This window comes from Chroococcidiopsis sp. (genome assembly GCF_051657925.1).
Taxonomy (GTDB): domain Bacteria; phylum Cyanobacteriota; class Cyanobacteriia; order Cyanobacteriales; family Chroococcidiopsidaceae; genus Chroococcidiopsis.
In genome coordinates this window covers 1-24,483 of the sequence record NZ_JBOFLP010000247.1, presented here as the reverse complement: position 1 = coordinate 24,483, position 24,483 = coordinate 1, and the positions used below count along the sequence as shown (strand labels likewise).

The following is a 24,483-nucleotide window of genomic DNA, read 5'->3' as shown; positions in this document are numbered from 1 at the left end:
CTTGAGGCTTAAATTCAGTAGGAAGTGGTGCGTGGTGCGTGAAAATACAAATGACCAATGACCAATGACCAACCAACCAATCCCTAGCAAAATATGATAAAATTTTGATATAATTTACAGCTTTTTGGCAGCTAAACCGAAGATTTAGCAACATCTTGGGCATTATCTGCTGAAAATCGACAAATTTGGAGTTTTTTGCAAAGATATGACCATCATTCCAACCGATCTGCGGAACGAAATGTCGCGGTCTTACCTGGAATACGCCATGAGCGTAATTGTAGGTAGGGCGCTACCAGATGCCAGGGATGGTCTGAAACCCGTGCATCGCCGAATTCTTTACGCCATGCATGAGTTGGGATTAACGGCAGACCGTCCGTTCCGTAAATGCGCCCGTGTTGTGGGGGAGGTACTAGGTAAATATCATCCCCACGGCGATACGGCTGTGTATGATGCCTTGGTACGGATGGCGCAGGATTTCTCCATGCGATCGCCCCTGATTGCAGGGCATGGTAACTTTGGCTCGGTAGATAACGACCCCCCAGCGGCAATGCGTTACACCGAATGTCGCTTGCAGGCATTAACTGAAAATGCTTTGTTGCAGGACATTGAAGCCGAAACTGTAGACTTTATCGACAACTTCGACGGTTCCCAGCAGGAACCGATTGTTTTACCTGCGAGAATTCCTCAACTGTTGCTCAACGGGTCTTCGGGAATTGCCGTGGGGATGGCGACAAATATTCCGCCGCATAACTTGGGCGAGTTGATCGACGGTGTAGTGGCGCTGATCCACAATCCAGAAATTAGCGATCGCCAGTTGATGCAATATATCCCTGGTCCCGACTTCCCTACGGGTGGAAAAATCTTGGGAACGTCGGGGATTCACGAAGCGTTTACCACCGGTCGCGGTTCGATTACGATGCGCGGCGTAGCGGAGATCGAAACGGTCGAACAGCGAGGACGACCGGAACGGGAAGCAATTATTATTACTCAACTGCCTTACCAAACTAACAAGGCAGCCTTAATTGAAAAAATTGCCGAACTCGTTAACGACAAGCGGATTGAAGGCATTGCCGATATTCGGGATGAAAGCGATCGCGATGGGATGAGAATCGTGATCGAACTCAAGCGCGATGCCTATCCCCGCGTCGTCCTCAACAACCTTTACAAGCAAACTCCGCTTCAAGCTAACTTTGGTGCGAATATGCTGGCGTTGGTCAACAACGAACCCCAGCTATTGACTTTAAAACAGTTTCTTCACGTCTTCTTGGAGTTCCGCGTCGAGTCGATTACCCGTCGCACTCGCTACGAACTGAGGAAAGCTGAAGAACGGGATCATATCCTGCAAGGGTTACTGATTGCCTTACTCAACCTAGACGAGATCATTGCTGCAATCCGCAGTGCTGCCGATACAACTACGGCAAAACAGCAATTAATCGACACTCATGGACTGTCGGAACCTCAAGCCGATGCAATTTTACAAATGCAGTTGCGACGACTGACGGCACTAGAAGCAGAGAAAATTCGTCAAGAACACGAAGATTTACAAGTCCAGATTGCCGATTTAAAAGACATTTTGGCACGACGGGAACGGATTTTAGAAATCATCGAAACCGAAATCACCCAAATTAGGCAAGCCCACGCCACACCTCGCCGCACGGAAATCGAACCTGCTGAAGGGGAATTTGATGCGATTGACTTAATCGCCAACGAGAAAGCAGTCATTCTGTTGACGGAACAAGGCTACATCAAGCGGATGCCCTTAGATACCTTTGAAGCTCAAAGTCGGGCAACGCGGGGTAAATCGGGGACGCGAATGAAAGAGGATGATGGTGTCGATCACTTCCTCACCTGCTGCGACCACGACAGCGTTTTATTCTTCAGCGATCGCGGTGTGGTCTACTCCCTCAAAGCCTACCAAATTCCCGTAGGATCGCGTACCAGTCGGGGCGTGCCAATCGTGCAAATGCTGCCGATCCCCAAAGAAGAGAGAATCACTTCCATCGTCCCAGTCAGCGAATTTAGCAGCGATGAATATCTGGTGATGCTAACTAAAGGCGGTTACATCAAGAAAACCGAACTCGCAGCTTTCACCAATATTCGGGCAAACGGACTGATTGCAATCTCCTTAGAAGAGGGCGATCAATTGCGTTGGGTGCGTAGGGCGCGAGTCGAAGATAGTATTATCATTGGTTCTCGCTTCGGCATGGCAATTCATTTCAGAACCAGCCACGAACAATTGCGTCCTTTGGGTAGAGCTACCCGTGGCGTAAAAGCCATGAAACTGAGAGAGGGAGACGAACTGATTGGCATGGATATCATTGCCAGTGCCGTACTCGCTGCTTCGCACATGGAAGAAGCCGATCCCGCTGAAGCCGAAGTCGAAGAAACCGAAATCGTCGAAACCGAAACCGAGGAAAATGGCGAAATAGCGAATGCTGGCGAGGGTCCTTGGGTTTTAATTGTGACAATGGCAGGCTATGGCAAGCGCGTTCCCGTCTCCCAATTCAAGTTGTACAATCGCGCTACCAAAGGCAAAATTGCGACGAAATTCAAGCAAAATCGCAAATTTAAAGACAAACTAGCAGCCTTGATGGTGGTGAATGCAGGCGATGAATTGATGTTAATCACGACTCGCGGCATTATCATTCGTCAATCCACCGATGCCATCCCCCGCCAATCTCGCAGTGCGACAGGCGTAAGAGTACAACGCTTGGACGAAGACGATGCGATCGCGGCTGTAGCTCTAGTTCCATCTGATGTCAGCGATGAAGCGGCTGCGTGTTAAGAGGGGCGAGGAGCGAGGAGTGAGGAGTGAGGAGAATCTAACCTCTCGTTTTTCGCTCCTCATCGCTCTTACAAGCGGGATATTCATGGGGCTTACCGTTGCCCCCGTAGGAGCTTGGTATCTCGCTTGGGTTGCCCTAGCCCCCTTATGGGTGTTAGTGGTTACAACCTCTAAACACTCGCTCCTCGCTCCTCGCTCCTTACCCCTCCTTTGGGGCATTGGCTATCACGGTGTTGCTCTGTTCTGGATTACAGGCATTCATCCCATGACCTGGATGGGCGTACCGTGGCTGAGTAGTCTGGCGATCGCCCTTTTCTGCTGGATCTTCATCACCCTATGGGGAGCTGCTCTAGTGGTTGCCTGGGGTGTTGGCATGAAAGCGCTCCTAAACTGGAAAATACTCCCCTTAAAATCCTTATTCCCCAACGCAAAAACATCAAAAACACTTAGCGCCTTTGCGTCTTTGCGTGACAAAATTCCCCTTAACCTTGTCCGCCTCCTCCTCGGTGTTACCCTTTGGTGCGGCTTAGAAAGCTTGTGGAGTGCTGGACCCTTGTGGTGGTCTTCGCTTTCCTACACCCAAAGCCCCCACAACCTACCCATTCTTCATCTCGGACAACTGTCTGGCGCGAGTGCTGTTACGGCTGCGATCGTAGCTGTGAATGGATTATTTGCCGAAGCTTGGATGGTAGTATTCGGGAGTCGGGAGTCGGGAGTCGGGAGTCGGAAGATATTTGCCTTCTGCCTTCTGCCTCCTGTCTTCTGCTTTCTAGTTCACCTTTTGGGCTATAGCTTGTACAGCCTTCCCCTAGCTCAAACTCCAGATACAGCACTTCAAGTGGGGATCGTCCAGGGTAACGTCCCCAATACAATCAAACTTTATCCCGAAGGTTTTCGGAAGGCGATCGAAGGTTATACGACTGGCTACCAAACTTTAGCAGATCGGGGAGTCGATGCAGTTTTAACTCCAGAAGGAGCTTTACCTTTTCGCTGGCATGACGTTCAACGGACTTCTTTTTACTCAGCGGTTAAAGAAAGAGGCGTAGTTGCTTGGTTGGGATTGTTTGGCGACAAAGAAGGAGGCTACACGAACAGTATTTTCACTCTACTGAGTAACGGACAGATTTTCAGTCGCTACGACAAATCAAAATTAGTACCGATTGGCGAGTATGTCCCGTTTCAAGAAATTTTAGGTGGGATTGTTTCTCGACTTTCACCTCTTGACGAGCATCAACTAGCAGGTGCGCCAAATCAGTTATTCGATACTCCTTTCGGTCGAGCGATTGTCGGAATTTGTTACGAATCTGCTTTTCCCGAACGATTTCGCTATCAAGCCGCTGCTGGAGGGCAGTTTATCCTCAGTCCCTCTAACGATGCCCATTACAGTGCTGCAATGCCAGCTCAGCACCACGCTTTAGATATTATGCGGGCGATCGAAACTGACAGATGGGCTGTGCGTGCTGTCAATACCGGATATTCTGCTTTTGTCGATCCTCACGGTAAAACTGTTTGGATATCGGGACACAACACCTACGAAATTCATGCCGAAACTATTTATCGTCGCCAAACCAAGACTTTATACGTGCAATGGGGCGATTGGCTGACACCGATGTTGATGGTTGTAGCTGTTGTAGTTTGGATGATAGGGTTGCTCGGATGAATTATTTGAGAAATTTGAACGCGGATAGATCGTAGGTCAGAGTAAGGCTGCGATCGCCCTACTCCAGAGATAATTCAAATCCAAGTAAGAGGCGAGTGGAGAGCGATCGATTCTTACCCTAGCCCCTCATTTTCCTTCCCAAGGCTTAACCTGTACTTCTCCCTTGGGTGTAAAGGTAACTTGAAACTGCGCTAATGATTCAGGAGTAGGAGTAGCACCCGCAGTAGGCTGAGATAGTAGGCGAGGTAAGGGAGTTTGCTGGACTTGCCCGTTGGATACGTCGTTAGTCGCAACATAGCCTTTAATCGCTCCATTAGCAGCTACGCCAACGCGGTAAACTAAATCTTGACCGAGGGCTACGTTAGGCTTCCACGCCGGTCGGAGTTGGTCGGTGAGTTTTTGCTGTAATTGCACCAATTGCAACTGAGCGGTGATGGGTGGTGCGTTAGCAATGTTGGTAGATTGGGCGGATGGAGATGTGGGTTCTGTAGGACGGCGGACAGCTTCGGGAATGGGAATTAAGAAAAAGGCGATCGCGGCTAGGGCTAATCCCGATGCGCCTACGGTGGCGGGTACGGCTTGCTTGACTAGCTGCTGTCCCGATCGCACGTAGCGCCGCGAAACTGGAGCTAGTTGCAGCGTTAAATCTGGTAAGGTTTGAGTGTCGGCAAAAAACTGATCGATTGCCTCTACTAAGTCAAATAACTGTACTGTTGTCAGCTCGACTTCCTGCGTCGTACCTTCGATGTGGCTATTTGCCTCTGATTCTTTATGACTTTCTGGCTGGACGATCAAACGATGACGATCGCGATCGATTTTTTGCAGATGTACCAAGCTAGATTCTTTGTTGTGCGCTTCTGGGTGCGTGACGTGACTCAAACATTCTTGGGCGTAACCGCTAACAGCTGTAACCAAACTTTCAAAAAAATCTCTACCACCAGTCAAGGTTTGTTTTGCCTGGATCAGCTGACACTCAACATAGGTCAAAATTGTGAGTACGGGTCGCCCATCGAGAGATTGAGAATCGGTCGGGCGATCGCTCAATCCTTCTAAAACCAGAGTGCAATTGGGCAGGCTGTACTTGCGCTGAATCGTCGTCATTCTACTTCCCCATCAAACAAGCTAATCCATAATCGCTGCATTCCCGCCGTTCCCGTACAAAATAGCAATTGTTGCAGCAGTGTCAGTGCTAGTTCATCCAACTTTTCAGGGGAATTGTAAGCCAGTACCCCAGAACGACGAGGATTCATCCGACTGCGAAAATGCGATCGAAACCTTTCGAGATAATTAGATAGCCGGAGATTCCGATCGAGAGGAATTTGCTTGTCACGCATCTGTTGATATGTCAATAGCAACTGTCGAATCACAGCTGTCAACCTGCGGGCTAAATCGGCGGTGATAACGACGAGTGCTTTAGCTTCTAGCAAGCTGAGGTCGCGCCGAGCGTGCGATCGCCTCAACGGGTTCGTACAGCGCATTCGCCACAAGTTTACCCGATTTTTGACAATATCTTGTAGTTCTAGCTCCTGCGCTATTGCCAAGAATAATTCCGAACCACCAAGTTCTAGGGCTTCAATCGCCAGTAACATCAAATCAATTTGCAACCTCACCCTTTGAGGACACGCCCTTTCATCAACAGGTGGGTTAGGTAAACTTTCCAGCATCAGTGGGAGGGATGGGACGGTTGAACTATCTAACGGATTCGCGCTTGCGGAGACATTCATCTTAACCAAAAATATACGGGTAAATAACTAAAACCAGCCTTCACTAGATTGGCAAAATTGGCGACTGACTGTCTACTTTTAGCATAGAAGGGAGCAGGGAGCGCACGAGCAGGGAGCAGGGAAGAAGGGGACAAGGGGAAAATGACTGGTCATTGATAACTGATAACTGATAACTGACAACTGATAAGAGTTTTCCCTGATTCTCGCTCGAAATTAGCGATCGCACGTAACAATTTAAAACATCTGGAATTCTAGTGTACGATTTTTCAAAGTCTTCCTAAGTCTGCCAATATAGATAGTTGCCGTCTATACTCAGCCAGTCTCGCTGACAACATAATGGATCTCAAGTCCCTGATTCGCGATATTCCCGATTTTCCCAAGCCTGGTATTTTGTTTCGAGATATTACCACTTTGCTGCGCGATGCCGCAGGGCTGCGCCATGCCATAGATAGTCTGGCTGATAAGCTGGATGGTGCGGGGTTAAATGCTGAGTATATTGTAGGGATTGAGTCACGCGGCTTTATCATTGGTGCAGCTTTGGCTTATAAATTAGGCATTGGCTTCATTCCCGTGCGTAAACCTGGGAAGTTACCCTCTTTGGTTCACTCGGTTGAATACGAACTAGAGTATGGCATGGATAAGTTAGAAGTGCATCAAGATGCCTTACAGCCTGGTAGTCGAGTGTTGATTGTAGATGATTTAATTGCCACGGGGGGAACAGCCTGTGCGACGGCGAAGTTAGTACAGCAAATCGGCTGCGAGTTGGTGGGTTTTGGGTTTATTGTCGAGTTACAAGATTTAGCAGGACGGCAGAATTTACCCGACGTGCCAATTGTGACGCTGGTAGAGTATTAATGAGATTATCTTGTGACTTGTTACAAAGATCTTGACCAATCGATTATTTCCCTGTAAGAAATGATATCTCCCTACAGGTTATAGGCTGGCTAGGTAAAGAGCTTGAATTCCAAACTGGAAGAGTTGGGCAGCAGTTCTTTAATAAGCTGTGTGAATTAGCTAAAAATCTTTGGCAACCATTCATTTCAAGAGGCTTTCATGCGTGCGAACTTTGCCAGTTTCCGTTTTCTGAGCATCGCAGAAGAGGAATAAGTAATTTATTTATTCCTTTGAATGGCGTGATTTATGTAACACCTTCGTTATAAACTAGTACTGGAGTCATAATTATTTCTCAAAATCTGTCAATTAGTGATGCGATTGAATCTCTTATTCTAATTTGGGAAGCATCTGAAGTTGAAGAATGGATAAATCAGATTATGTCTATTCCTTTCTAATTGATTTGTGAATTGCTAATCAGATAGATGCAGGTCTTAGCTACCGAATATTAGCCCAAATTACTTGCTTCCGGTAAGTCAAATAATATCGTTGTCATGTAGTGTTCTGCCCACTCTACACCAAAGGCTTTTTCTAACACTCGACGAGTTTTGTCATTTTGCTGCTGTTTAGTACAGTAATATTGTTGTGCGGCAAAAATTTCGGCTTGTTGCGTACTAGAAACGGGTCGAGCAGCGATCGCCTGGGTACAATGTATTTCTAAAAATCCTCGCGCCATTGCCAAGAATTTCTCTTCTTCCTCTGGAGAACCAGGACGAATAAACGTGCAAAATGGTGAAAAGATATCTCCCCAAGCTGGAAGTTCGCGGGGTTGGGAAAAATTCGGATTTGGCAGGTTAGAAAGTGCAGCAGTATAGGCTGGGGATAGAGTTCGTTCTCGATTTAAAGGCGATAAATCTGCGATCGCAGCGCTAATTTGTCCCCTTCCTCCCACTAAGTCACAGCCAAACATGGGTAGAGCGTATTCTACGCGGGGAAACATGACGCAGTGCAGAATATCTAGACTCGTTCCCACTTTTGCTAATTCTAGGTGTAGTTTGCGAAATTGAGGTGTTTGGTAGCAACGATTTTCAATTGTCAGTTTCTCTCCCTCTAATCTGCCTTCAACATAGCCCAACTCTGCAGGAATGACGTAGGGTGAGAGTTCTAAATGGTTTTGCCAAACAGATTCGATCGCGTCGGCTAGTTGCCGAATTAGAGAGTGCTGTTGCGATCGCAGTGAAGGAGTAGAAGCAGGTGTCATGGAAAAATACTCAATACCGGACTGTGAATGCTGAATTTATCACTCACAACTCCTCATTCTATTACTCTATGTGGCTCGGAACTTAAAAGCCGATCGTATATCTGGCTGGAACAAACGTAAAGTTATCCAACGATAGATGCAGCTTCTCTCGAAGTTTCTGTAGCATAAACTACAGAAATGCAATTTTTTACAGATTGCCAATCGACTTTTCTGAGTAAAGAGGGCAAAGGCAGTGCAACTAAATTCTCACAAACAACACAAAACCGCCGATAGAACCCATTCGGACTGGTTGAACAAAATTTATGACAATTCATTAGAGCAATGTCAACGCAATGGTTGGGTCAAGTTGCGAGAACTTCCCAGTACTTACAGTCATGATGAAGCATTGCTCCTGTGCCAAGTGGGAAAAGACGAGTGGCTAGCTTGGGTTCCAGATCATGGGGAAGCGGTATTACGCACGCATCAATTTGAGGTGGATGGTAATTGGTGAGTTAAGCAAGAAATAAGAGGCAATAGGAAAATTTCCGACTTCCGACTCCCGTTCTTAACCCATTACCAAAAATCTGTCACCTCATAACCAAGTTGTGATAGCATTTGGCGCAGTAGGGGCAAGCTGAGACCAATTACATTTGAGTGACAGCCTTCAATTTTATCGACAAATAGACCTCCGCGCCCTTCTAAAGCAAAAGCACCAGCACACTTGAGGGGTTCTCCGGTAGCAACGTAGGTTCTAATAGCGCGATCGCTCATTTGAGCAAAATAAACTCGCGTGACTTGAGTGCGGACAAGTATTTGTTGTTGCGGCTGGTCGATAATAGCATGACCTGTATACAGTTCCCCTATTTGACCGCTCATTTGTTGCCAACGGGCGATCGCGACTTCTGTATTCTCCGGTTTACCATGTATTTCTCCATTTAACAGCAAGACAGAATCACAGCCCGCAATTAAAGCTGAATCAAATTGAGGTGCGATCGCTTCCGCTTTACAACGCGCTAGAGTTTCTACCAATTCAGTCGCATTCTCAGTTTGAATTTGAGACTCATCAAAATTGCTGACGCGAACAATTGGTTCGATGCCAACCATTTGTAACAAGCGCCGCCGCGCCGGAGAAGCGGAAGCCAAAACAAATTGTGGTAAACCCATGTCAGTTATCAGTTATCAGTTATCAGTTATCAGTTATCAGTTATCAGTCGACTTCTTAGATGATCCCATTCCACGGTAGGATTGACTGTGATTTAAGTATGAATGTGAATGGATTGTATATGAAGCACTATTGGTCACGTCTACTTGCCCTGGTTTTGGTAGTCGTTATTGGTTTAATGGGCTGCTCTAGTGGCGGTGGGCTTTCTGGAGATTATCGTCAAGATACCTTGGATGTGATAGGTGTATTGCGCAACGCAATCGAACTGCCGCAGGATGCACCGAACAAAGGCGAAGTCCAAGCAGAAGCCCGCAAAAAAATTAATGATTTCGCCGCTCGCTATCAGCGTAATGGTAGTTTGACAGGTTTAAGTTCTTTTACCACCATGCGCACCGCTTTAAATTCCCTGGCTGGTCACTACAGTTCTTATCCTAACCGTCCTCTACCAGCAAAACTTAAGCAACGCCTGGAATTAGAATTCAAACAAGTAGAGATGGCGGTTGCTCGGGGAAATTAAGCTTAGTTATTAGTGGCATATTTAAGAAATATGTATCTTTGCTGGTGGCAAGCAGGTTACTGCTTGCCAGTATTTTTTTACACAAACAAAGCAGGCGATCGCCTACCGGGAAACGGATAAAGGAAACATCAGTGGCAGGAATTCCGAATAATTACGAATTACACAGGACAAATTTCAAATTATTCTGAGTGATGGCAGCAACCAAAGGTCGAATACCAACGTCAAACTAAGTCGTAAGTTGTAAGTGGAAGAGTTATCTTCTGCACTCTAGAACATAAAGTCAGCAAGTTTAATCGTTTGTCAACTCTTTAAGGCTATTCATAATACTTTCTTAACTTCCGACTTCTGACTTCTGAATTCCTTTGTCCTATTTCTTGTTTTTAGGAATGTCCGATTGCAAATTAAGTCAATTAAAATTCTTGCAACTGCGCCTATTACAACGATACCTAGCGGCGATCGCCTTTACGAGTAGCTTATTGGTAATGAGCTTGGGGAACAATCCTGTAATAGCCCAAACAACTGCTTACTGTCAGGAATCAGAAGCAGTAAGGCAAGAGAAAGAAAGCTTACTTCAGAAAGCATTACAAGGTGACACAGAGGCGCAAAACCGCTATAAACAGCTAATAAACCAACAAGCACAGCAATTAGCAGAGTGCCGCGGTCGCACTCCGCCTCAACATCAAGCGATCTGGTTGCGCCTTTATCCCTGCGATACTCAGCCAGGGGTATTAGACAAGATTATGGATCGGATTGTCAGCCGAGGCTATAACTATGTTTACATCGAGACATTTGCGGATGGGCAAGTGCTATTACCCGCATCGGCTAACCCGACAGCATGGCCCGCGATGGTGCGTACCCCTGGCACGGAAAATACAGATTTACTCGCCGAAGCAATTCAAAAAGCCCACGAACGAGGCTTGAAAGTGTACGCTTGGATGTTTATGATGAACTTTGGCTATTCCTACGGGCAACGTAGCGATCGCCAATCGGTATTAGCTAGGAACTTTCAAGGCGATACGAGCTTAAATGTTGTAGATAACGCCAGTCAAGTATTTATCGATCCTTACAACGTCCAGGCAAAGCGCGACTTCTATCAGTTGGTGCAACAAGTGGTACGCCGCCGCCCTGACGGAGTCTTATTTGACTACGTGCGTTATCCACGCGGTTTGGGTGGTGCTTCTGTAGTCTCTAAAGTACAAGATTTATGGATTTATAGCGAAGCAGCCCGTCAAGCTTTAGAACAACGGGCTTTGAACAAAAAGGGGCGAGAACTGATTAAACGCTATGTTGCTAAGGGTGCATTGTCAGCCTCAGATGTTGATGAGGTCGATAAGCTTTATCCTGATGAAGGAGAACCACTTTGGCAAGGGCGCACTCCACCCACTCAAGAGGAGAAAAAAGTGTTACCGAGTGCTGCGGCGCGTCGTCCACTACTACAGTTGGAGTTGTGGCGGTTGAGTGTAGCCCATGCCCTACAAGGAATTCTCGATTTTGTCGCCTTGGCAGCTTCACCAGTACAACAACAGGGATTACAGACAGGGTTAGTGTTTTTTCCTGATGGCAACCAAGTTGTAGGTGAGGGGTATGATTCCCGCTTGCAGCCTTGGGATCGGTTTCCTACCAGTGCAGAATGGCATCCTATGTCTTATGCTGCTTGCGGTAATGCCGATTGCATTGCGGCTTTGGTGCAAAGAGTGTTTAAATACGCGCCACCTGAAGCTAAAATTATTCCGGCGATCGCTGGTACATGGGGACAGTCTATCAGCAATCGCCCCTCTCTCGAAGCTCAAATGAGCGCGATCGAGCGTGCTGCACCTCAAGTCAAAGGGATTAGCCATTTTGCTTTTTCTTGGCAAGAACCAGAAATTGAAAATTTGCGGAAGTCTTGTCGCTGGAAATAGCTATATCATCAGGTGGGCAATGCCCACCCTACACTTAAATTCATGCTATAAATTTAGTGCGAGTTGTTCGCAAATTGAATCAGAATAAGTGTAATTTTGAAATAATTGAAAAGCTTTTCGATCGAGTGCGGTTGAGAGTTTTGCACTTAGGTCTAGACGATTCATCCAGTGTAGGGTTTTCGATAAAGCTAAATGCTGTCGCATGGAGATATCAATTTCATCACTATTTAATTGAATAACGCAAATCTTTCCAGTAATACGATGATGAGCGATCGCATGGGTAAATTTTCCTGGTAGTTGAAGCGGTTGCCAACGATCGATTTTTGATAATTGATGAGCAATCGTCAAAGGAAAGCCAATCGTTTTGGCTAAAAAACCATCTGTTCTTTCTGCAATTGCAAAAGTATCGGTTTGTCGATGCCAAAAAATTAGCACGAATAATTCCGTATCTACTAAAACGCGGCGGGGTTTTTTAGGAGGACAAACTTCAATACAATTGTCAGCATGAGCCAAACATTGCATTTGTAAAGGACAAATATCGCAACGGGGTTTCGTTTTTCGGCAGATTGTTGCACCCAACTCCATCATCGCTTGATTGAAATCACCAGGACGATCGCTAGGAATGACTTGCGTGAGATAATCTTGGATACGAGATCGCCCTGCTGTACTCCACACATCTTGTAAGGCTAGCAAGCGACTCACCACCCGTGTGACGTTACCATCAATACAAGGAACTTTTTCGTTCAAGCAAATACTAGCGATCGCGGCAGCAGTATAATCGCCACAACCTGGAATTTGCAACCAGTCACGATAAGATTGGGGAAAACGACCGTTGAGGCGGTTGACGATAAAATCTGCACCTTTTCTCAAGTTTCTCGCTCGCGCGTAATATCCTAAGCCAGCCCAGAGTTGGTGTAGTGTCTCTTCATCGCAGTTGGCTAAATCGTCTACCGTAGGCAGTTGTTGAATAAATTGAGCAAATTTGGGTAAGACGACGGCTAGAGTTGTCTGTTGGCTCATCACCTCGCAGATCCAAGTGTGATAAATATTGACCTGCTGTCGCCACGGTAGCGGTCTACGATCGCGATCGTACCAAGCTAGGAGTTGTCTTACGCCTCGATCCATTAACACTTTTTTCACATAAGTTAGATAGATATTTACGTTGGCTTTACCTAAAACCTAAATTTAACGATTATTCTATGGTTATATACAGAAGATAACTAGTTGAAACTCTATAACTTAACCAGCATAGCGCCTGTAGAAGACAATTCTCCAGGCGCTATAGCCTCTATGCCCCTCTGCTCTCTTTTCCCTACTCCCTGCTCCCTGCTCCCTGATTAAAAGCCAGCAAAGTTGTATCCAACACCAATTTGAATACCTACTTCTGTATCATCTAAAAAGCCTACGTTCGCACCTACGTTAGCTGTAAATTGCTCGCCTATTGGTACATCTACACCAGCAGTTAACATTGGTCCTACATCGCTATCATCTCCCGTAGAAATACCCAAACCACCGCCGACATAGGGTGCAAAAATCGAACCAGCTTCCGAACCTGTATCGATTCCTGTAGGTTGTAAGTTAAAGTCGTAGGTCACGGGAATCAAGATGGTTGTATTGTCCCCAATGATGACTGACGGGCGTGCAGAGACAGCATTGGTTAATCCGATTTTACTGATAACGGTGAAGTTGGTGTCACCTAAAGCCGTACTACCGTCTATACCAATATTCGCCCCCACGCCTATGTAGCTAGAACCACCACGGGTAGACGATCCTGGTTCAATTGGATCTGGATTAGTTGCTGGTGGTTCTGTTGGGGTAGTTGGTTCTGTAGTAGGAGTCGTCGGATCTGTGGTAGGGGTAGTTGGTTCTGTAGTAGGAGTCGTCGGATCGGTAGTGGGGGTAGATGGTTGAGTGCTGGGATACGTTGGATCGGCTTGTGCGATCGTGTTAACTCTCGATCTATCCTTCAAAGCAGCAGCAGAAGTAGAAATTTTAGGGTTTGCAGTTTGCGCTGATGCTGGCAGTTCGCTTGCAACTGCTACAACAGTTGCAATACTAAACACAATGGCAGTCGAATGGAAAAATTTAACATTCATTTTTGTCATCCTCACATACAGTTTGCTTGTTTTGGAGTCTATTACACGAATTTCTGCACCAGATTTGGCACTCCCAGCAGAATTCTAATTGTCTTTTATTGGTAAACTTGCGCTTCGTATAGTTAGTCCTAAAGCTCGCATATCTACCTTAGGTTAGAAAAAATTAATTCTCAGAAGTTATGATTGATTTCTGCATTTTGTGGTTTTAGCTCAGAAAAATGATAAAAATTTATCGTTACGTCTATTTTTACCAAAAAACTTTCATTTTTGTTGGATTATGAGCAACTATATATCAAGAGTAGTAACAAGCAAAAATTAGAGTATCTCTAAAGATATACACAAAATAAAATCAACCTACTTAGGTTAGAAAATTTAATCTTGTAACTCTGATTATTTATCTAGCGTAAGATAGATAAATTTTTTTTTAGTTATATAGTTAAGAACAAGCGATCGCACTTTAAAAGTGCCTCTGAAATCGAAGATAGGCACAGGCGAACGCTAATAAATACTACAGGTGAAAATATAATTAAGTGACTAAGCTTTAAGCAGTCTATCTAGCAGAGAGTTAATCGAACGCTTGATTTGATGCCTGCGTTTCCAATTCTGGAAGGCTTTTTCATACTCCTCGCCTTGAATCTGTGACTTATTCCACACATCAAGACCCAAAAGAAAACTTAAAGATAATAAAATATAAAGTGACCAAGACAAACCCGCGCCACTGACTAGATCTAAAAGGATAAAAAAGATATTAACTAAACCATAGTTACCAAATCTTTTTTGTAACTTTTTCCGTCTATCCAGATTAAATTTCTGCCGTTCTTGACTATCAGATTGCTGAGTCAACCATTCTTGTTCTGCTAATTGCAGACATTCTGGGGAAATTTCTAATTCAGCGGCGATTTCTAATAATTGTTGGCGAGAAAATTCTCCTTCATAGGCTTGACGAGCGATCGCTATTTGGAGAATTTGTTGAATATCTTCTTGGTGATAAGTCCGCACTAACTTATTGTCAACCACTGTTTTCATCTCACCTACGCTTTCCCAGAAAATTTTGACTCAACCCAGATAGCTTCACTGTTTCTATGATAATTCGGAATTCAGTGAGTTGTGCGTTGGTTGATGAGTTGTTAGTGGCGTTTTAGCGAGGTGGCTGGTGACTGGTGTTTTTTCCTCTTTGCTAATCACCAGTCACCAACTACTATTTACTCTTGCGGTGGTTTTGGACGTTTTGTCGGTTTGGGAATGGGGGCTTTGGGTATGGGTTTTTGAGGCATGGGTGTAGAGCCATCAGTCTTACGGACGGGACGTGGGGTCTCGAATTTACCTCTACCTCCACCTTTGTTATATCCTCCTCCTCCCGATCGCGCGCCGAAGGGTTTTTTCATCGGTTTTCGGAAGGGTTTAGGCAAAGTAGCGATCGATGTACCTTCTTGTACGACGAGATTGTCAGCTTGTCTGAGGACGTGAAACTCCCAAAACTGACCTACAGCTTTTGTTTTCAGCACGCCCTGAAGATTGACTTTAAAAAACTTGGGTCGATCTGATTCTTTGCGTGGCGCTTGCTTGATTTTCACGACCAGCCGACTATCCCCTGCAGACTGAAAAACGACTTCACCGCGGACAGAAAAATAACCATCTTCGGCGTTGTCAATCGGTGCAGAATCCGCTTCTGATGGTGCTGCTTCGCTGGTGGGAGTTTCTTCTGGGGTTGGTTGCTTTGCTAGGGTTTCTGGTTCCCAAACTCCGACAATCTGAAGGTGCAATTGATTATCTTTTTGTCCCGTGCGCGGGTAAACCACCCACAGGTGTTCTGTCTCTAAATCTATGTGCTTTTTCACTAAGCTAATAATTCGTCCCAGCAGTACGGCTTGCAATTGAGTACCATCATGCGCCAGTAATGTTCCTTGCGTGAATTGTTCGGCGCTGGCTTGATAGCGACCGCGTACTAGACCAATGGCACGATACTGCATTGGTTCGCTTGGGGGTGGGATTGGCTGCTGGCGGCTTGCTTGGTTTTCCTCTGCTACAGTCTCGGTTGGAGGCTGTTGGGAATCGGAATCGGAAACTTGGGAAGACGGAATCAGGTCGGAATTCATAAAAACTCCTTAGCGGCGGAGACAAATCCCATTTGGGACTATTTTTATCCTGCTGCCCGCAAATTCGAGCGGCGGATAATTTAAGTTACGTTTTGTATGCTGTCGGCAAGCGTAGCTCATTGGCAAGAAGTAAACTAAGCGTGAGCGCAGCATAACATATCACTACAACCCCAATTGGTTGTGATGTTACCCTAGATCGGAAAATCGCTATTTTACAAAATCTGCACTCGTACAAGCAACTAGGTAAATTAACCCCTTTCGCTCGGCAATGAGCAATTAGCATTCTGATGTTAGCTTTTAAGATATGGAAGTAGAGTTCAAAGCGATATCGTGTCACAGCCATCCCGCAGTCGTTGGTTCATCAATCTCGTCTTGGCGCTAGGAGCCGTTTTCTTTATTGGGGCTTCGATGTTACCCCTGTTAGAGGGCATAGTTAAAGATAGTCAGCCAGCGCAGGAAGCTACGCCCACTGCTAGTCAGACAGCGCGATCGCAGTCTGACTCTCCACTGGTGAATCAGGCACAGGAGTACGAACTCGTTCTGAAACAGGAGCCAGATAACCAAGCAGCACTGAAGGGATTAGTAGAAGTTCGCGTCCGCCAGAGAGACTTTCAGGGTGCGATCGCACCTTTAGAAAAACTGATTGCTCTCAACCCTAATGAAGGTTTATATCACTTGGTATTGGGTCAAGTTTATGCTGCCCAGAAAAATAGCGATCGCGCCAATACTGCTTTTGACCGTGCGATGCAAATCGACCGGAAAGATTATCGTCCTGTTTTAGGCAAGGCACTGCTACTTAAAGAACAGGGTAAGTCAGAGCAAGCTAAGCCTTTGTTCGAGCAAGCTGCTGCCCTTGCACCTAGTTCCTCAGAAAAAGAGCAAATTAATAACTTGGCTAATCCTCAACCAACCCCTGCTCCCGCAGTTCCCCAGCAAGAACAAAAGTAAATTTTAATTATTCTTTACTTGCGATCGCAAAAATCAATTTATTTAGCTATGGTGGATTGACTTTCAATCCGCGATCGTGATATTTTTTATTTATATTAGAAATATTATTTCTTTTTTTTGAAACGTTTATATTTCGATTATTAAGAAAACCATCTTGGTTAAAGTAATAGTATCATCAGAAAAGTAAAAATACAAGATTTTTCCAGCTTAAATTTTTCTGCCAGTATTACACTCTTGTAAAGAGATTTAGTTAAACGCAGATAAAGGTAGCGCAGTTTACGCTCTACAAGTTTTTTAACGCTTGTTTTACATAAAGATTGTATTTGTGCAGCAGCCCAAGCTGGAGCAGCTACGAGGCTTACTTTTTTGACTTTTAGCTTTTGACTTTTGACTTACCGATCGGTAGCCAAACGGTAGTACATATGTATAAACTATTACATAGCATTCATTTGTACTAGCATGATAACAGAATCAAATATGAGTGACGTGCAGGAGCCGATAGTTACTGCTGCGCCAGAGATTAGGCAAATTATCGAGCGAGTCTGTCAACTAGAGAAAAATAGACTAGACCGAAAAAGCCAAGGTCATATTAATGACGATATTGTGAAAATTATCAAAGAAGAGGTGCAGTAATGAAGCTCACTTCTATCCAATTATGTAATTTTCGCTCTTTTTATGGGAAAACACCAGAAATACACTTAGCAACGGGAAGCGAACAAAACACGACAATTATTCATGGAAACAACGGTGCGGGAAAAACGAGCTTATTAAATGCCTTTACGTGGGTATTGTACGAGAGATTTAGTGCGGCGTTTGCTTCTGTCGAGCAATTGGTAAATAAACGCGCGATCGCCGAAGTACAATTAGGTGCAGCAGTAGAATGTTGGGTAGAAGTCAGTTGGGAACATGAAGGAAAACGTTACCGCACTAAGCGCAATTGTCGAGTCTATAAAAATGAATTAGATATAGATGCAGGTAAAAGCGAATTATTTATGTATGTATCTGGAGGTGATGGACGTTGGTATATTCCACCAGAACACCCAGAGGAAATTATTAATCAAATTCTTCCCAGTAGTTTGCACCAGTATTTCTTTTTCGACGGCGAACGCATCGAGCAAATTGTTCGTTCTGATAAAAGAACAGAAATTGCTGAAGCTACCAAAATGCTATTGGGAGTCGAAGTTTTAAATCGTGCGATTCGGCATTTAGGAGAAGCAAAGAAGACTCTAGACAACGAGTTAAAAGCAATTGGGGACGGCGAGACACAAAAGCTACTTAGGCAGCAGAGTAAAGTTGAGAAAGAAATAGAGCGAATCAAGTGTAGGCAAATAGAAATTGAGCAAGAATTAGAGTGTCAAGATACGCTGAAGAAAGAAACGAACTATTATCTACGGGAACTTAGCGCGGCGCAAGAATTACAAGAAAGACGGCAGGAATTAGAAGAACTGAAAAAGACGAATCAAGATAGTCTTAAACAAAGTCGAGAGATTTTAAAACGAGCGATTTCTACTAAAGGATATACAGTACTTTTATCAGAAACCACAGCTCAATTTCGAGCCATAGTTACCGATCTTAAACAGCGAGGAGAATTAAAAGCGGGGATTTCGCGGGAATTTATTAGCGATTTACTGAGTTCCCAACGTTGTATTTGCGGTGCAGATTTACATGAGGGAGATTTTGCTTGCGAAAGTGTGAAAAACTGGTTAGAAAGAGCAGGTTCTTCAACTGTAGAAGAGACAGCTATTCGCATGAGCGCACAAGTAGATGAAATTGATAAACAAGCACCTACCTTCTGGGAAGAAGTAGATAGAGAGCAAGCTAGAATTCAGCAATTCAGACAGACAATCTCACAGATAGAAACTGAATTAGATACGATTCAGGAACGATTGCGCAAAGATCCAAGTGAAGAAATTCGGAGTTTACAAAAACGCCTAGATGCAATTGAAGCAAAAATTAGAGAAATAATCCTAGAAGAGGGAGCGAATCAGCAGCAAATCGCTAATTTCCAAGCCGAAACTGAGAAGTTAGCCAAACAGATCGTTAAACAAAAGTATAATGAAGAAAGGCAAATTTTAGCTCAAAGACGAATTGCTGCTACCCAGGATGCAATCGAAAGATTGACAGAAGTGCGATCGCGACAAGAACAACAGTTTCGTTTGCAATTAGAAAAGCGAGTCCAAGAAATATTTTGCGAGATTTCTTTTACTCCTTATATTCCTAAAATTAGCGATCGCTACGAATTGATATTAGTAGAGAATACAATTGGGATAGAAATGCCTGTAGCTGCTTCTACAGGAGAAAATCAGATTCTCAGCCTTTCTTTTATTAGCAGTATTATTGATAGAGTGCGGGAATGGAGCGAAAAGAAAATGCTGATGGTTCCCGATACTAGTACTTTTCCAATCGTGATGGATTCACCTTTTGGTAGTTTGGATGAAATTTATCGCCGTCAAATTGCCAAAGTGATTCCTAAATTGGCAAACCAATTGATTGTTTTAGTGACAAAAACTCAGTGGCGAGGAGAAGTGGAAGCAGAAATGATAGGCAGAATTGGCAAGCAATACGTGCTGACATATTATTCATCCAAACCCGACTGTGAAGAAGATTCTATTAGTATCGGTAGCAGACGTTATCCTTTAGTTAGGCAGAGTCCGAACGAGTTTGAATATACCGTAGCAATAGAGGTGGAAGACAATGGCTAGTTCGTCTCCTACACAGAATTTTGTGGCAGATACTTGGGTGAAAGCTACCTGGGAAGAATTTATAGTAATAGCCGATAACCCAGATTATGAGAAAGCTAAGTTTTATTACGATCGCGGTTACATGAGGATTGAAATGCCACCGATTGGTTCTAGCCGCAGTCAGGATAATCATATCGCTGTTATTATCGTGAATCTTTATGCAAGTGTTAGACAAATTAGAATTAAAGGATTAGTTAATTGCAGTTTTCGTAGAGCAGGTATTAGAGAATTTCAACCAGACTTAGCATTTTATATTGGTACAGAATTTAGATTTCCACCGCGATCGAACTCACCAATTAATGTAGAAGAATTTCCACCACCTACTCTAGTAATAGAATTAGGCGCAACTTCTTTTAATGATGATATAGGACGCAAGCGATTAATTTACGAACGCGCAGGAGTCAGAGAATATTGGGTAGTTGACGTGAATGTTGGAGATATTATTGCATTTGAAATTTCTCAAGGAAGTAGTGGAGAAATTCAAGAATCAAGGGTATTACCTGGATTAGAAATTGCTCTAGTTAAAGAAGCATTACAACGCAGTCAAACTCAAGATGATGGCGAGATTACCCGTTGGCTGTTGCAAAGTTTTAGTCAAGGATAAAAGTATATGATTGCGAATCCAGATTACAAATATATGTCCTTCCAAGAATATTTGGAATGGGAAGAACATCAAGAATTCAAGTACGAATATCTTAATGGTGAAGTTTATGCCATGACTGGGGGTACTATCCCTCATAATATTGTCGCCGTTAATCTTACCACTACAATAAAAAATTATCTTCGAGGAGGTTCTTGTCGCGTTTACATGGCTGATGCAAAAGTTTGTGTATCTGAGGAAGGACCATGTTATTACCCAGATGTGGTGGTAAGTTGTGACGAACGAGACAGACAAGCAACTAAATTTCTTCAGTATCCTTGTTTAATTGTAGAAGTTCTTTCGCCTGGTACGGAAGCTTACGATCGCGGTGGAAAATTTACTCAATATCGTCGCATTCCAACTTTAAAAGAATACGTTTTAATTGATACGGAAAAAGTAAGTGTAGAGTGTTTTCGGTTAAACGATAGGGGTTTTTGGGAATTGCATCCTTACGAAATCGGGGATGAAGTGGAATTTACGAGTATCGATCTTCGTTTTCCTATTGCTTTAGTTTACGAAGATGTGCAATTTCCTAGTTAGCGATCGCATCTTATTATCAAAGTTGAGGATCGAGTTATGACAACAACACAATTGCGTTTGTGGACTGTGGATGAATATCATCGCATGATCGAAGCGGACATACTGACAACAGAAGATCGAGTCGAATTACTAGAAGGGCAAATTATTCAAATGAGTCCGCAACAACCTCCTCATGCTGCTACTACACAAAGAACATGGAAATATCTCTACCGCTTACTTCTAGATAAAGCAGATATTAGAGTGCAATTACCCATTACTTTACGTCCTAATTCTGAACCAGAACCCGATATTGCAGTTGTCCGCATTAACTCTCGCGAATACATTGACGCTCATCCTACAGCAGATGATGTTTTTTTATTAGTAGAAGTAGCAGATAGAAGTTTAAATAGCGATCGCACTTCAAAAGCATGCATTTACGCTCAAGCCAGAATTGCTGAATATTGGATTGTGGATGTGAATGCGCGACAGGTTTACGTTCTGCGAGAACCAGGCGAGGAAACTTATCAACAAGAGACAATTTTGAGTGAAGATGCTAAGTTGTCACCGTTAGCTTTTCCTGAAATTGAGGTGGAAGTGAGTCAAATGTTTTTGTAATTGGGGGTGCGATCGTTTTTTGGAGAATGAGCGAAACACATATAAATTGTTGAGTTAATCTAGCTAAGAAATAGGTATCCGTAGAATGGTAGAAACTGGTAGAATTAGAGTTGCTAAAGATAAAGCTGAATTAGTGAAAGCATTAACAGCAGCAGATGGTGAGACAGGTCCATTTCCGACCTATGCTGATGTCATTGTGTTTGCTGCTGCTTTGGGTGCAAAGCACAAAAAGCGCGTTCCTGTGGGAGAAGCCTCTAAAAAAGAACCAGCACCGATTCCTCAAGAACAATTTATAGTTAGAGGGTATGATGCAGTAATAAATTTAATTGCAATTACTGAAACTGAAGAATTAAAAATTTTGTCCTTGACTGAAAACAATACTACTGAGAACCGTAACTATATTTTTGAAGAATATATTAACGGGGGATTGGAAATATTACAGATAGAACTCCGAGGGGCAGTAGATTATACAGAAAGACTTCTATTGATTCTTATTTCTGAAGTAGTGAAGCAGAAAAAACAAGAAGAGGAATTCGATTTAAGCAAATTCCTCCCGCAAATGTAAGTATTATTTAATTTTAATAGATCATGTCCAACCCAGTTCCATTTTTACAATCTTAACTGCTGTTGATATACTACCTGCACCAAACGATATTTTATATGGTTTAGCTGGATTCTTCGGTTTTGGATCTAATCTAACAATGTTGTCTCTCCAAAGGTTGTTACTTCTTGACCAGTCAATTTCAGCTAATCTCAAAACCATAGCTTCGTTAAAGTGATTTTCTGACTTGTTGTAAGTGTGGTTCAGTAAACGACCTAATATTTCTAAACCATAACTTACACCTATAATGTAATCTTCTTTAAAATTAATAACTTCATCAGTTGTCAGATACTCAAACTTTTTCTCAGCAATTAGTTTTGTATCAGAACAAGTTGCAAAAAATAGATTAAAGGCTGTAGCCAAAGCCTCAGTAGCAGTTTCAACATCATAATCTATAATTTCATCATCAGGATTATCTACGAATGCACAGCTTACAGACCTTGCTATGTAGTTAGTTGTATAGATTAATTTATTTCTAATTCCAATAGATGCTTTAATTTTCTCAGTTTTTCCTTGAAACATCATTACTCGATCTAATAAGTTTTGAGTAATGCCATCTCTTCCTAAAAACTCTCCATAAGAAACTAAAAGAGATTTAGCTAAAGGGGCAGATTGAGCCATGTCTCGAAAATCTGTTTGACACTGACGATCGCTATCTTCTAAAACTAAAGTAATTGGAAATTCATCATTACCTATTAAATGCCGATCTGCGCTCAATATCAAATCTTGCATAGCACGAGTCCGATGTTGCCCATCTGTAATATCTAAGGCAACGTCATTTGGAATAGCTACTAAACAAACTCCTGCACCTAGCTCAATAATTGTAATTTTTTCTCTAGCTATGTTTGCAGTCAATGTACCTAAAACCCAAGGCTTGCCAATACGCGCACGATCTAGGACATACTTTTTAATTTCATCTGCATGACCTTTTACAACTGGGCGATTCTTACCTGAATTAGGGTCATTATCAGTAGCAGGTTTTGCTTGAAGAAGAACGGGCAAGTCTCCAGCAGGAACATTAATCTGCAGCATTTCCCGCTTCCCTTGATGAAAAATTAACCCTGGATAGCACCGATACTTACGGCGGTACTTTGAGTAGTATGATTCGAGTAGGGGATCGAGTGGCTGGCTTGATTCGGAATTGGGATTGTTAGTATTATCCTCTTGCATATTTACCACAAAGCATTTATACAGATTAGCTAAGGTCAGCTAATATAATATGCGATCGTTTGATATTGTGGCATCGGTGAAAACTACAGTGAAAAAAAAATAGATATCTGTGTTAACTTACAATCGGCGGAAGCCCTACTTCTTTGGGTTCGACAAACTGACCATCGAAACCTACAGTTTTATCTTCCACACTTCTCGCATCAGCCAAAGCCTTACGCAGTTCAGCCCGTTCCATCCGATCCTCAATTCCACCCAAAATATAAACTAGTAATTTTGCTGCCAAATCTTTCCCAGCAACTTGCACTCGCTTCTTATTTGGGTCATATAAAACCCCATACCAAAGAGACTGCGGATATTCCATGCTGCTAAATCCGCCTTCCAAGTCAAATTTTTTCAACTTCTTAAAAATCTCTTTCAATTTAAACCCTTTCTTGAAAACTAAAATTCCTAAAGCTTGTGCCAAAGCCACTTGACCGACTGGACGGAACAGCATATTCCCTTCACCCCCATCCTTTTCAAAATTGAACCGCCGCAAGCTAGGGGTGTCTTCGTCCTCCAACAATTTGTAACTGGGAAGCGTTGTCAAACAATCGAATAACTCCCAGAATTCAGAGATTCCTGCCTCAAGTTCCTTATTTTCTGGACGCATGGGAATCAAACCTTTTTCCCACGGTTTCCAATGCGGAAACTTCTGCCCTAAATAGCGTTCTGACATATCTTTGAGGGCTTGTAGCGTTGTCAGAACCGTTGACTTACTGGCGATTGTTGCACTATTCCAATTAATACGCGGCTTTCGGTTCAATCGCTGTTCCAATAGCGGATGACTCACGGCAATTTTTCTCGCCACAATCGAAAAGCCATCATCTTCATTCAACTGGGCTAACTGACCTTTCGTGAGGGGTGCAGCCATCAGATTGACATGGACAAAAATAGATCTTACCCTCCGCCTTGCTGCTTCGCGGGTTTCCCCAGCTACAACTGCACAAATGAACTCGATACCAATTTTTTCTTGAGGGATGTCTTGCAAGTTGTGAGGGACGAGATTATTCGCGGCTTGACTATGAGATTGCTCCAATAAATCGGCTAGTCTGATGTAAGTACCGTCAGGAGATTTGTCTTTGCGATAGCGTGGGAGTTGACCAGTTTTCAGCAACTCCATTAACCCCTGCGCCCCCATCAATCGATGTTGTCCATCCAGGGCGTATATGGTGACATCCGCCTCAGCAATATTTAGTAG

General features: G+C 43.7%; 23 protein-coding genes. 13 read left to right on the top strand and 10 right to left on the bottom strand.

Annotated elements, in window-relative coordinates; translation table 11 throughout:
- The first annotated feature begins 205 nt into the window (after positions 1-205).
- Together gyrA and lnt are read left to right on the top strand one after the other, a co-directional pair.
- Positions 206-2,785, top strand: a complete 2,580-nt coding sequence (gene gyrA / locus ACRC32_RS19990) for a DNA topoisomerase (ATP-hydrolyzing) subunit A (protein ID WP_438555617.1) — start codon at positions 206-208, stop codon at positions 2,783-2,785.
- An 85-nt stretch (positions 2,786-2,870) separates the two neighbouring features.
- A complete protein-coding gene (gene lnt / locus ACRC32_RS19985; RefSeq protein ID WP_438555616.1) occupies positions 2,871-4,445 on the top strand; it encodes an apolipoprotein N-acyltransferase in 1,575 nt (524 codons plus the stop codon).
- A gap of 126 nt (positions 4,446-4,571) precedes the next feature.
- On the opposite strand, the gene ACRC32_RS19980 is transcribed toward lnt, so the two are convergent.
- Positions 4,572-5,546, bottom strand: a complete 975-nt coding sequence (locus tag ACRC32_RS19980) for a DUF4335 domain-containing protein (RefSeq protein WP_438555615.1) — start codon at positions 5,544-5,546, stop codon at positions 4,572-4,574.
- Positions 5,543-6,169, bottom strand: coding sequence for a DUF3038 domain-containing protein (locus tag ACRC32_RS19975; RefSeq protein ID WP_438555614.1), 627 nt, complete (start codon positions 6,167-6,169; stop codon positions 5,543-5,545). Before ACRC32_RS19975 ends, ACRC32_RS19980 begins: the two co-directional genes overlap by 4 nt.
- A 336-nt stretch (positions 6,170-6,505) precedes the next feature.
- Between ACRC32_RS19975 and ACRC32_RS19970 the strand changes: the two genes are divergently transcribed.
- Entirely contained in the window at positions 6,506-7,024 is a 519-nt protein-coding gene (locus ACRC32_RS19970; RefSeq protein WP_438555613.1) for an adenine phosphoribosyltransferase, read from the top strand.
- Between the two features lie 484 nt (positions 7,025-7,508).
- Here ACRC32_RS19970 and ACRC32_RS19965 read toward each other — a convergent pair whose 3' ends face one another.
- Complete coding sequence (locus ACRC32_RS19965; protein WP_438555612.1) at positions 7,509-8,261, bottom strand: phycocyanobilin:ferredoxin oxidoreductase; 753 nt, start codon at positions 8,259-8,261, stop codon at positions 7,509-7,511.
- A gap of 232 nt (positions 8,262-8,493) precedes the next feature.
- Between ACRC32_RS19965 and ACRC32_RS19960 the strand changes: the two genes are divergently transcribed.
- Entirely contained in the window at positions 8,494-8,751 is a 258-nt protein-coding gene (locus ACRC32_RS19960; RefSeq protein ID WP_039714049.1) for a hypothetical protein, read from the top strand.
- A gap of 62 nt (positions 8,752-8,813) precedes the next feature.
- Here the strand turns inward: ACRC32_RS19960 and ACRC32_RS19955 are convergent, their stop codons facing one another.
- Positions 8,814-9,404, bottom strand: a complete 591-nt coding sequence (locus ACRC32_RS19955) for a Maf family protein (protein WP_438555611.1) — start codon at positions 9,402-9,404, stop codon at positions 8,814-8,816.
- Between the two features lie 119 nt (positions 9,405-9,523).
- On the opposite strand from ACRC32_RS19955, the gene psb27 reads away from it, so the two are divergent.
- Both psb27 and ACRC32_RS19945 read left to right on the top strand, forming a co-directional pair.
- Entirely contained in the window at positions 9,524-9,919 is a 396-nt protein-coding gene (gene psb27, locus ACRC32_RS19950; protein ID WP_438555610.1) for a photosystem II protein Psb27, read from the top strand.
- A 386-nt stretch (positions 9,920-10,305) separates the two neighbouring features.
- Positions 10,306-11,820 (top strand): family 10 glycosylhydrolase, encoded by a 1,515-nt coding sequence (locus tag ACRC32_RS19945; protein WP_438555609.1) that lies wholly within the window; start codon positions 10,306-10,308, stop codon positions 11,818-11,820.
- 45 nt (positions 11,821-11,865) lie between these two features.
- Here the strand turns inward: ACRC32_RS19945 and ACRC32_RS19940 are convergent, their stop codons facing one another.
- From ACRC32_RS19940 to ACRC32_RS19925, 4 genes are all read right to left on the bottom strand, one after another.
- Complete coding sequence (locus ACRC32_RS19940) at positions 11,866-12,960, bottom strand: A/G-specific adenine glycosylase (RefSeq protein WP_438555608.1); 1,095 nt, start codon at positions 12,958-12,960, stop codon at positions 11,866-11,868.
- A gap of 197 nt (positions 12,961-13,157) precedes the next feature.
- A complete protein-coding gene (locus tag ACRC32_RS19935; RefSeq protein WP_438555607.1) occupies positions 13,158-13,916 on the bottom strand; it encodes a hypothetical protein in 759 nt (252 codons plus the stop codon).
- 534 nt (positions 13,917-14,450) lie between these two features.
- Positions 14,451-14,942 (bottom strand): 2TM domain-containing protein, encoded by a 492-nt coding sequence (locus ACRC32_RS19930; RefSeq protein WP_438555606.1) that lies wholly within the window; start codon positions 14,940-14,942, stop codon positions 14,451-14,453.
- A gap of 176 nt (positions 14,943-15,118) precedes the next feature.
- On the bottom strand, positions 15,119-16,012 hold the full coding sequence (locus tag ACRC32_RS19925; protein ID WP_438555605.1) for a hypothetical protein: 894 nt from the start codon (positions 16,010-16,012) through the stop codon (positions 15,119-15,121).
- A gap of 330 nt (positions 16,013-16,342) precedes the next feature.
- Between ACRC32_RS19925 and ACRC32_RS19920 the strand changes: the two genes are divergently transcribed.
- From ACRC32_RS19920 to ACRC32_RS19890, 7 genes are all read left to right on the top strand, one after another.
- Positions 16,343-16,960 carry a tetratricopeptide repeat protein gene (locus ACRC32_RS19920; protein ID WP_438555604.1) on the top strand — a complete coding sequence of 206 codons (618 nt, stop codon included), beginning with the start codon at positions 16,343-16,345 and terminating at the stop codon, positions 16,958-16,960.
- Between the two features lie 459 nt (positions 16,961-17,419).
- On the top strand, positions 17,420-17,593 hold the full coding sequence (locus ACRC32_RS19915; RefSeq protein ID WP_015154691.1) for a hypothetical protein: 174 nt from the start codon (positions 17,420-17,422) through the stop codon (positions 17,591-17,593).
- Positions 17,593-19,662 carry an AAA family ATPase gene (locus ACRC32_RS19910; RefSeq protein WP_438555603.1) on the top strand — a complete coding sequence of 690 codons (2,070 nt, stop codon included), beginning with the start codon at positions 17,593-17,595 and terminating at the stop codon, positions 19,660-19,662. Before ACRC32_RS19915 ends, ACRC32_RS19910 begins: the two co-directional genes overlap by 1 nt.
- Positions 19,655-20,305, top strand: a complete 651-nt coding sequence (locus tag ACRC32_RS19905) for a Uma2 family endonuclease (protein WP_438555602.1) — start codon at positions 19,655-19,657, stop codon at positions 20,303-20,305. The genes ACRC32_RS19910 and ACRC32_RS19905 overlap by 8 nt, the downstream gene beginning before the upstream one ends.
- Before the next feature lie 6 nt (positions 20,306-20,311).
- Positions 20,312-20,881, top strand: coding sequence for a Uma2 family endonuclease (locus ACRC32_RS19900; RefSeq protein ID WP_438555601.1), 570 nt, complete (start codon positions 20,312-20,314; stop codon positions 20,879-20,881).
- A gap of 36 nt (positions 20,882-20,917) precedes the next feature.
- Complete coding sequence (locus ACRC32_RS19895; protein WP_438555600.1) at positions 20,918-21,475, top strand: Uma2 family endonuclease; 558 nt, start codon at positions 20,918-20,920, stop codon at positions 21,473-21,475.
- 85 nt (positions 21,476-21,560) lie between these two features.
- Complete coding sequence (locus ACRC32_RS19890; RefSeq protein ID WP_438555599.1) at positions 21,561-22,040, top strand: DNA phosphorothioation-associated protein 4; 480 nt, start codon at positions 21,561-21,563, stop codon at positions 22,038-22,040.
- Positions 22,041-22,061: 21 nt separating this feature from the next.
- On the opposite strand, the gene ACRC32_RS19885 is transcribed toward ACRC32_RS19890, so the two are convergent.
- Entirely contained in the window at positions 22,062-23,246 is a 1,185-nt protein-coding gene (locus ACRC32_RS19885; protein ID WP_438555639.1) for a DNA sulfur modification protein DndB, read from the bottom strand.
- Positions 23,247-23,358: 112 nt separating this feature from the next.
- Positions 23,359-24,483, bottom strand: a 1,125-nt coding sequence (locus ACRC32_RS19880) for a DGQHR domain-containing protein (protein ID WP_438555598.1), incomplete at its 5' end; no start/stop codon positions are given.

What these genes read in the sequence shown, in the direction of transcription:
- gyrA (WP_438555617.1), top strand. Translation starts at nt 206, where the DNA reads ATGACCATCATTCCAACCGATCTGCGGAACGAAATGTCGCGGTCTTAC.
- lnt (WP_438555616.1), top strand. Translation starts at nt 2,871, where the DNA reads ATGGGGCTTACCGTTGCCCCCGTAGGAGCTTGGTATCTCGCTTGGGTT.
- ACRC32_RS19980 (WP_438555615.1), bottom strand. Translation starts at nt 5,546, where the DNA reads ATGACGACGATTCAGCGCAAGTACAGCCTGCCCAATTGCACTCTGGTT.
- ACRC32_RS19975 (WP_438555614.1), bottom strand. Translation starts at nt 6,169, where the DNA reads ATGAATGTCTCCGCAAGCGCGAATCCGTTAGATAGTTCAACCGTCCCA.
- ACRC32_RS19970 (WP_438555613.1), top strand. Translation starts at nt 6,506, where the DNA reads ATGGATCTCAAGTCCCTGATTCGCGATATTCCCGATTTTCCCAAGCCT.
- ACRC32_RS19965 (WP_438555612.1), bottom strand. Translation starts at nt 8,261, where the DNA reads ATGACACCTGCTTCTACTCCTTCACTGCGATCGCAACAGCACTCTCTA.
- ACRC32_RS19955 (WP_438555611.1), bottom strand. Translation starts at nt 9,404, where the DNA reads ATGGGTTTACCACAATTTGTTTTGGCTTCCGCTTCTCCGGCGCGGCGG.
- psb27 (WP_438555610.1), top strand. Translation starts at nt 9,524, where the DNA reads ATGAAGCACTATTGGTCACGTCTACTTGCCCTGGTTTTGGTAGTCGTT.
- ACRC32_RS19945 (WP_438555609.1), top strand. Translation starts at nt 10,306, where the DNA reads ATGTCCGATTGCAAATTAAGTCAATTAAAATTCTTGCAACTGCGCCTA.
- ACRC32_RS19935 (WP_438555607.1), bottom strand. Translation starts at nt 13,916, where the DNA reads ATGAATGTTAAATTTTTCCATTCGACTGCCATTGTGTTTAGTATTGCA.
- ACRC32_RS19930 (WP_438555606.1), bottom strand. Translation starts at nt 14,942, where the DNA reads ATGAAAACAGTGGTTGACAATAAGTTAGTGCGGACTTATCACCAAGAA.
- ACRC32_RS19925 (WP_438555605.1), bottom strand. Translation starts at nt 16,012, where the DNA reads ATGAATTCCGACCTGATTCCGTCTTCCCAAGTTTCCGATTCCGATTCC.
- ACRC32_RS19915 (WP_015154691.1), top strand. Translation starts at nt 17,420, where the DNA reads ATGATAACAGAATCAAATATGAGTGACGTGCAGGAGCCGATAGTTACT.
- ACRC32_RS19910 (WP_438555603.1), top strand. Translation starts at nt 17,593, where the DNA reads ATGAAGCTCACTTCTATCCAATTATGTAATTTTCGCTCTTTTTATGGG.
- ACRC32_RS19905 (WP_438555602.1), top strand. Translation starts at nt 19,655, where the DNA reads ATGGCTAGTTCGTCTCCTACACAGAATTTTGTGGCAGATACTTGGGTG.
- ACRC32_RS19900 (WP_438555601.1), top strand. Translation starts at nt 20,312, where the DNA reads ATGATTGCGAATCCAGATTACAAATATATGTCCTTCCAAGAATATTTG.
- ACRC32_RS19895 (WP_438555600.1), top strand. Translation starts at nt 20,918, where the DNA reads ATGACAACAACACAATTGCGTTTGTGGACTGTGGATGAATATCATCGC.
- ACRC32_RS19890 (WP_438555599.1), top strand. Translation starts at nt 21,561, where the DNA reads ATGGTAGAAACTGGTAGAATTAGAGTTGCTAAAGATAAAGCTGAATTA.
- ACRC32_RS19885 (WP_438555639.1), bottom strand. Translation starts at nt 23,246, where the DNA reads ATGCAAGAGGATAATACTAACAATCCCAATTCCGAATCAAGCCAGCCA.